General features: G+C 43.1%; 7 protein-coding genes. All 7 read left to right on the forward strand.

Annotated elements, in window-relative coordinates:
* Nucleotides 1-2,088, forward strand: a 2,088-nt coding sequence (locus WKF69_RS15845; protein WP_340383102.1) for a DNA topoisomerase, incomplete at its 5' end; no start/stop codon positions are given.
* 22 nt (nt 2,089-2,110) lie between these two features.
* Nucleotides 2,111-2,515 (forward strand): hypothetical protein, encoded by a 405-nt coding sequence (locus WKF69_RS15850; RefSeq protein ID WP_340383103.1) that lies wholly within the window; start codon nt 2,111-2,113, stop codon nt 2,513-2,515.
* Between the two features lie 81 nt (nt 2,516-2,596).
* Nucleotides 2,597-2,782, forward strand: a complete 186-nt coding sequence (locus WKF69_RS15855) for a hypothetical protein (RefSeq protein ID WP_340383104.1) — start codon at nt 2,597-2,599, stop codon at nt 2,780-2,782.
* Between the two features lie 181 nt (nt 2,783-2,963).
* Nucleotides 2,964-3,611, forward strand: a complete 648-nt coding sequence (locus WKF69_RS15860; RefSeq protein ID WP_340383105.1) for a YceH family protein — start codon at nt 2,964-2,966, stop codon at nt 3,609-3,611.
* Between the two features lie 739 nt (nt 3,612-4,350).
* Complete coding sequence (locus tag WKF69_RS15865; protein WP_340383106.1) at nt 4,351-5,070, forward strand: 3'-5' exonuclease; 720 nt, start codon at nt 4,351-4,353, stop codon at nt 5,068-5,070.
* 429 nt (nt 5,071-5,499) lie between these two features.
* Complete coding sequence (gene rnr, locus WKF69_RS15870; protein WP_340383107.1) at nt 5,500-7,629, forward strand: ribonuclease R; 2,130 nt, start codon at nt 5,500-5,502, stop codon at nt 7,627-7,629.
* Between the two features lie 286 nt (nt 7,630-7,915).
* Nucleotides 7,916-8,177, forward strand: a 262-nt coding sequence (locus tag WKF69_RS15875) for a heparan-alpha-glucosaminide N-acetyltransferase domain-containing protein (protein ID WP_340383108.1), incomplete at its 3' end; no start/stop codon positions are given.

Raw genomic sequence — 8,177 nt, forward strand, 5'->3', positions numbered from 1 at the left:
GGCCGGGTTCAGTCGGTAGCAGTAAGGCTTATTGTTGACCGTGAACGCGAAGTAAACAAATTCAAGCCCACAGCTGCATTCCGGGTTGTAGCAATTTTCTTTACAGACAGTCAGAGAGAAGTTTTCCGCGCTGAGCTTCCTGAACGTTTTGAACAGGCACCTCAGGCAGAAAGCTTTTTGAAGGACTGTATCAATGCAATATTCACGGTTAACAGCCTCGAAACCAGGCCTACTAAACGGAACCCGGCCGCACCTTTCACTACTTCAACGCTACAGCAGGAAGCGAGCAGGAAACTGGGATTTTCAGTTGCCAGGACGATGTCAGTTGCGCAAAAGCTTTATGAGCATGGAAAGATCACATATATGCGTACAGACTCTGTTAACCTTTCCGACACAGCTTTAAATGCAGCTGCGGCAGAGATAAAATCAGCATTCGGCGAAAAATATCACCAGTTAAGAAAATATAAAACCAAATCTGCAGGCGCACAGGAAGCCCACGAAGCTATCAGGCCTACGTATTTTGAACAGCATACTATAAGCGGGGATCCATCCGAGCAAAGGCTTTATGACCTGATCTGGAAGCGTTCAATTGCATCACAAATGGCCGAAGCAGCTTTTGAAAAGACGACCGCTAAAATTGACATCTCTACCAGAAGCGAAGTTTTTGTCGCAAATGGAGAGGTGATGAAATTCGATGGCTTTCTTAAAGTTTACACAGAATCAACTGACGAGGAAGAGCAAGAGATAAACCTTGACGAGGAGAACGAAAACTCGATCCTTCCTCCTTTAAGTAAAGAACAGAAATTGAATCTTCGTGAAATGAATGCCACCGAGCGTTACTCACGTCCACCAGCCCGGTATACTGAAGCCAGTCTGGTTAAAAAGCTTGAAGAGCTGGGTATTGGCAGGCCGTCTACTTACGCACCAACCATTTCTACTATACAGAATCGTGGCTATGTAGTGAAAGAGGAACGCGAGGGCAAGAAACGCGATTTCCAGGTGATTAAGCTTAAAGACGAAAAGATAGTATCAGACATTAAAACGGAAAACACAGGTGCAGAAAAGAACAAGCTGTTCCCAACTGATATTGGTGCCGTTGTTAATGATTTTCTTGTTGAACATTTTAAAGGGATCGTAGATTTTAATTTCACTGCCTCAGTGGAAAAAGAATTTGATGAGATAGCACAAGGAATGAAGAACTGGACAGAAATGCTCCGGGCTTTTTATAATCCTTTCCATTCCGAAGTTGAAACTACTTTACAGAATGCAAACAGGGCAAGCGGTGAGCGCGATCTGGGTGTAGATCCGGAAACAGGGAAAAAAATATCGGTACGTATAGGCCGTTTCGGCCCGTTCGTACAGATTGGTGAAGCTGCCGAAAACGAAGACAGTGAGAAACCAAGATATGCGAGCCTTCGTGCCGGTCAGATGATTGAAACGATATCGCTGTCAGAAGCCTTGGATTTATTTAAGCTTCCTTTCCAGCTTGAAAATTACCAGGATAAAGAAGTAAGTGTAGGAATAGGAAGATTTGGTCCCTATATTAAATGGGGAGAAAGCTTTATATCGCTGCCAAAGGGTGAGGATCCACTATCTGTGAATCTTGATCGCGCTGTCGAAATAATAAATGAAAAAAACATTGCTGATGCCCCTATTGCTGAATTTCAGGGTCTTGGAGTAACAAAAGGCAAGGGTCGGTTTGGTCCTTTTATCAAATGGAATAACTTGTATATTAATGTTCCGGCCCGCTACAACTTCGACATGCTCGGCCAGGCAGAAATCGAGGAACTTATCAGCAAGAAAATAGAAAAGGAATCCAATCGCTTTATCCAGCAATGGGAAAGTGAAAAGATCGCGATTGAAAACGGACGATGGGGGCCTTTTATCCGGTTTGGCAAGATGATGCTTAAACTCGGAAAGAATTCCGCAACTAACGATAAATTCACCGCGGACGAACTTGCAGTACTTCCCCTGGACACAGTGAAGAAATTTATTACAGAACAAGTGCCCGATGCATTTGCCCCCAAGGTGAAAAAGGCATCAAAAAAACCAGCAGCAAAAAAATCTCCTGTAAAAGCAAAAAAATAGTCGGTCTGCCGAACATTAACGTATGAAAAAAGACCTGCCAGAAAACATTGTGGAGAACGTATCCATTGCAGTCGTGATGGAGAGTGCAAGCCCGGAATCCAAGAATTGGAATGTGTATCTGATCAATTTAAAGGACGAAGCTATCGAAACTGTCCTGATTAGTTCGAAAGGCTATGGTGAGAAAAATGGTGAGACAGTAAAAACTTCGATCCTGCGCCATTCCATTGGAAAAGTCGCACCCCGCGACTATGCGATGATCGAAATGATCGATGAGCAGGTGTTCGGGTTAACCAACGAATATTGGCTCAGTTACTATTTAAAAGGGCAAATCTACGATAAGAAATTTATTTTTGTTCCCGAAAGCATTGTCGAATCAAACCTCATCCGTATACCGGTGCTAAATAAACCGGGTGTCATGATTGGTTGATAACTTTTCCTCCCATCCGCCCCTTTCCTCCGTCCAGTGGCACAGTGATTGATATTCAAAGGTATATAACAAATTATACCAATGGAAATTATATTAAAAGTAGCAAACACCGCGTATCCAGATGGAACGCTTGTAAAGTATTTGTTCGGGATGAAACAGCCAGAAATTATATATTCCGGCATTCAGGTGAAAAAAGACATGTGGCTTAAAAAAGCCGGGAAAGAGATTATGAAACTTCGTAACAGAGCTTCCAGACTTGCCGGGTAAGCTATAGAACGTAGTATTTTGCTTACACTATTGTGTCCTGCAAAACATACGACCTTTAGCTAGTAACATTTTGCCTCTGTCATGTTTTTTAAACCCTTGAAAATGCCCCAAAAAGGCTGAAGGAATTATTAACATTTTTTGACCCATCGGGAAGGAAAATTATCTCTGTCTGTTATCTTTGATGATGGAACAGAATATCCCCAATCTTGAAGCTGCAGAACAGCGAGTTCTTGGCTCGCTCATGGAAAAAAGCAGGACTACTCCTGACCACTATCCAATGACCTTAAACAGTCTCGCTGCTGCATGTAACCAGAAGACTTCCCGGTACCCTATTGTCCAATACGACGAGGAACTGATCATTCAAACACTCGATTCACTAAAACGGAAAGGATTGATCTCAACAGCCACAGGCGGTTCAAGCCGGGTTGTAAAGTTTAAGCATAATTTCGCTATTGTTTATCCGCTTGTACCTTCTGAACTTACGATAATATGTCTACTGCTTTTGAGAGGTCCTCTAACTCCCGGAGAGCTCAATACTAATTCAGCTCGTCTATACGAATTTGAAACACTTGATGAAGTTACTGAAGTACTTCAAAAGTTATCCCTGCCTGAAATGGCTTTCGTTAAAGCGATGATCAGAAGACCCGGACAAAAAGAAGTGAGGTATGTCCATTTGTTAGGTGACGCTCCGGATAAATCTTTAGAAGCTTCTCCCGAAATGCCATCCATTGCTAATACGGCGCAACTTGAAGAAAGGGTCGCAAAACTGGAAGATCAACTAAATGAGCTTAGAGCTGAGTTTGATAAATTAATGAAAGAGTTGAATTAATATAATCAGTTCTTACGCTTTAATATAGTTTGCCCGCCTCTTGCCGGCGGAGGGGCACCTACTTTCCCTTCAGCTGGAAAGTAAGCAAAGAGCCGCGCCTGCCTGATATTTGTTGTAAATCCACGCTTTAGTCCTAAGGCGCAATCCAAGCCGTGGGAGAGTCAGTGAAAGTGATGGATGAATGTGCAACACTTCTCCGGATTGCTGACGGCAGTGCAAGAAATGAAAGTATCTGCAAACGCTAAAACGGGCCTTTACTGCCAAATTTCAAGAGGGCGAATCCTGCAACCTGCAGTGCCAGAAGAACTATTAAAGGCAGCTACCCATCGTACTTAATGCATACCAACCGAAAATAATTTAATTATGGGTGGATTCGACTTGAGCCGGAAACGAGCACACCGCCTCACTCGAATGTCGTTTGCATTGCGGGCCGCAGGCCAGCCATTCTAACACCAACCAACGCTGTGTACGTTGCTTAGGCCTAACCACGGAATCTCCGTTCACGTTTTCATCCGCCTCGGCTGGTGCGGATAGCACTATCCAAGCCTCTGCAGAAACTTCCGAAGCAGCAGACGCAGCGGTGGGGTTTGGTTCTTTGACCTACAGCAAAGAACTAGGCCTCCGCGGCCATAAGCGGGTAGATTTCATGAGTTTATTAATTAATAAACCTAGCCGTTTACTCAATAGTCCCAACCACATACTCTTACTAATTAAAACACCTTTCCTATTTTACAGCATTATGCTGGAGAATATCGATTTACGTCAGATTCTGGTTCTTGATATCGAAACCGTCCCTCAGTATTCGTCGTTTGAGGAAGTGCCGGGTCAGTATCAAAATCTGTGGGAATATAAGACACGGTTCCATAGAAAAGACGGAGAAAGTCCTGCAGATTTTTACTCCCGTGGCGGAATCTGGGCAGAATTTGGAAAAATAGTTTGCATTTCAGCAGGCATATTCTCTTTGGAGAAAAAGGAGATATCGCTGCGGGTAAAATCTTTTTATGGAGACGAGGAGAAAACTATCCTGGAATCTTTTGCCGTAACTTTACAAAAGCTATCTAACACTCTAATTCTTTGTGCTCATAACGGTAAAGAGTTCGATTTCCCCTATCTATGCCGGAGAATGCTAATCAATGGGATTCAAATTCCTGCACAGCTAAACATCCACGGGAAAAAACCCTGGGATGTAAATCACCTTGACACGATGGATCTGTGGAAGTTTGGAGACTACAAGAATTACACTTCTTTAAACCTGCTGGCCGAGGTGTTCAATATTCCCTCCCCTAAAGATGACATTGATGGCAGCGAGGTGCATCATGTTTATTGGAAAGAAAGAAACCTCGAAAGGATCAGGGCCTATTGTGAAAAAGATGTGATCACTACTTCGCAGCTGTTATTAAGATTTAAATCTTTACCGCTGCTTTTGGAAGAGGCAATTATCATTGTGGGTTCTGAGTAACTGGTTAATTCAGTATTGGTACGGGCACTTACAGTCGCTATAAGATTGATTCCTAGTTCCTAAGAAGGGGTATTAGTCTCATCAAAAGATGTTACGCAAATTCTCCGGGCTAATTCAACAGAGAGTTATGCTTGCAGGTGCACGCCATGTCCAATTAATAGATTGCTTCGCTCTTCTCCAAAGATTGATGCCTTGCGATAATCAGCAGATTGCTTCGCTCTGCTCGCAATGACACGCCTAGTTGGGGACTAATGGGGGAGAAGACGAGACTGAGCCTCGTCTTCCCCCCCATTCTTTAAAAAGCGACGTTGTCCTTACGAACGTAGTGAAGCAATCTTTAAAAAACCGCTTACGGTTTCATCTGTTGTCAAATCATAAATTAACTTATAAGTTACAACGTATCCTTATCTTAGAAGAAATTAGTACAAAATGTCAAAAAAGAAACCCAATAACTTTAACCTGGTTTTAACAAAGCTTATCAGTAGCGTCTTCGAAAAATCAGGAAACAAGCCATTAAATTATAAACAAGTTGCCTCCAAAATAAACTTGCATGACGACGAGTCGCGCGAATTAATATTACAGATCTTAAAAGACGAAAGCCGCAAGGGCTTGTTATCAGAGCCTGAAAGAGGCAAATTTATATTAAAAGAACTTAAAACATTCGTGACCGGCAGAGTCGACATGACCGCCGACGGCTCCGCATATATCGTTAGCGAAGATGAATTTGAGGAAGATATTTTCATTGCCCCACGGAAGCTCCGAAATGCGCTGCACGGCGATACCGTAAAAGCGTATGTGTATGCTAAAAGCAAGGGACGGAAGAAGGACGGTGAAGTTGTAGAGATCATCAAAAGAGCCAAAATGGAGTTTACCGGGATAATCAAGTTGTCCGAACGGTTTGCGTTTTTTGTGCCGGATGACCGAAAGATGCTTCACGACATCTTTATACCGCTGGACGGCCTGAAGGGTGGAAAAGATAACGAAAAAGCAGTTGCGCGTATCACCGACTGGCCTGAGGATGCTAAAAATCCAATTGGCGAGATTACTCACGTACTTGGAATGCGGGGTGAGAACAATGCGGAAATGAACGCTATCCTTGCTGATTACGGTTTCCCGCTTGAATTCCCATCGCAAGTAGAAAAAGAAGCGGAGGAAATTCCTGAGGCTATTACAAAAGAAGAGATTGCTAAAAGAAGGGATTTCCGTGATATTTTAACATTTACTATAGATCCTGCTGACGCAAAAGATTTTGACGATGCGATTTCATTTAGAAAACTGAATAACGGAACTGTAGAAGTGGGAGTCCATATTGCAGACGTATCACATTATGTACGGCCAAACTCTGCGCTGGACAAAGAAGCATTTGAGAGAGGAACATCGGTTTATCTGGTCGATAGGGTTATACCTATGCTCCCTGAGCGATTATCTAACGGTTTATGTTCATTGCGGCCTAACGAGGACAAATTATGCTTCTCGGCGGTCTTTGAACTCGACAAAGAAGCGAATGTTATCAACGAATGGTTTGGAAAGACCATCATCCATTCTGATACACGGTTTAGCTACGAGCAGGCTCAGGAGATCCTTGAGAACAAAACGGGGCAGCACAGCGAAGAGCTTCTGAAATTAAATGAACTGGCCTATAAATTAAGAGACCGGAAGTTCAAGCATGGTGCGATCAGCTTTGAAAGCACTGAAGTCAAATTCCAATTGGATGAGCACGGCAAGCCTCTCGGGGTTTACGTAAAGGTACGCAAGGATGCGCACAAGCTTATCGAGGATTACATGTTATTAGCCAATAAAAAAGTTGCTGAGTTTATCGCTAAAAAAGGTAAAGGCAAGCAAAAACTCACCTTTGTTTACCGTTCACACGACACACCAAAAGAGGATGCCCTGCTTAGTTTCTCACAGTTTGCACTCAAGTTCGGGTATAAAATAGACATCAGTTCGGGACGGGAGACTGCTCGTTCATTGAACTTTTTAATGAATGATGTTGAGGGAAAGAAAGAACAGAACGTTCTTACGCAATTAGCTATCCGCTCCATGGCGAAAGCTATCTATACTACAAAAAAACATAGCCACTACGGCTTGGCATTCGACTATTACACCCACTTCACCTCTCCTATCAGGCGCTATCCGGATGTGATGGTTCACCGTTTATTAGAGCTTTATCTTGCGGGCGGGAAATCTGTGAATGAGGAAGAATATGAGAAAATGTCATTGCATTCATCCCAGATGGAGAAAAAGGCAGCTGACGCCGAACGCGCCTCGGTAAAATATAAACAAGCTGAATACCTTGAGGGTAATATTGGTCAGGAGTTCAAAGGAATTATTTCCGGGTTAACGGAATGGGGAATGTATGTAGAGATCATCGAAAACAAGTGTGAAGGAATGGTACGCCTACGCGACCTGAACGATGACTTCTACGTGCTTGATGAAAAGAACTATTGCATTATTGGCCAGAGACGAAAAAAGAAGTTCCAGCTTGGCGATGAAGTGACAATCATGGTTAAGAAAGTCGACCTTAGTAAAAGGCAGATCGATTTCTCACTGGTGCATTGACCGGGAGTCGGAGGTCTGAAGTCTGAAACTAAACGCTGTTCTACAACTAAAAAGGAGCTTGTTTGTGTGAGCTCCTTTTATTTGTTTAATATTTGCGATGTGTTCAGCATAGTTTGGGATGTGTTTGGATAACATTACCGCTTGCCACTTCAAACCAAAGCGTCCAACTTTTATATGCCGTTTGCTCAGACCTCCGACCTCAGGCCTCTGTATCCAGACCTCAGACCTCAGGCTTTTTATTTATAAGTGTTTTCTGTAGATTTAATTAAGATTAAGGAAATCACTTATGAAAGAAACTTTTACAATGACGGACAGTGCGTTAGCTGCGGGCAATCGCATTGACTCGATTGATATTCTTCGTGGCCTGGTCATGATAATTATGGCACTCGATCATACCCGTGATTTCTTTCATATCCAGGCCTGGACTCAGGATCCTTTAGATCTCGCCACCACAACTCCTGCCTTGTTTATGACAAGGTGGATAACTCATTTTTGCGCACCAATATTCACCTTCTTAGCAGGTACCTCGGTATGGTTTCAGGGAAAGA

This window comes from Daejeonella sp. (assembly GCF_037719425.1).
In the GTDB taxonomy this organism is placed as follows: domain Bacteria; phylum Bacteroidota; class Bacteroidia; order Sphingobacteriales; family Sphingobacteriaceae; genus Daejeonella.

Coding starts and splice junctions, on each gene's coding strand:
- WKF69_RS15865 (WP_340383106.1), top strand. CDS start 4,351: ATGCTGGAGAATATCGATTTACGTCAGATTCTGGTTCTTGATATCGAA.
- WKF69_RS15850 (WP_340383103.1), top strand. CDS start 2,111: ATGAAAAAAGACCTGCCAGAAAACATTGTGGAGAACGTATCCATTGCA.
- WKF69_RS15855 (WP_340383104.1), top strand. CDS start 2,597: ATGGAAATTATATTAAAAGTAGCAAACACCGCGTATCCAGATGGAACG.
- WKF69_RS15860 (WP_340383105.1), top strand. CDS start 2,964: ATGATGGAACAGAATATCCCCAATCTTGAAGCTGCAGAACAGCGAGTT.
- rnr (WP_340383107.1), top strand. CDS start 5,500: ATGTCAAAAAAGAAACCCAATAACTTTAACCTGGTTTTAACAAAGCTT.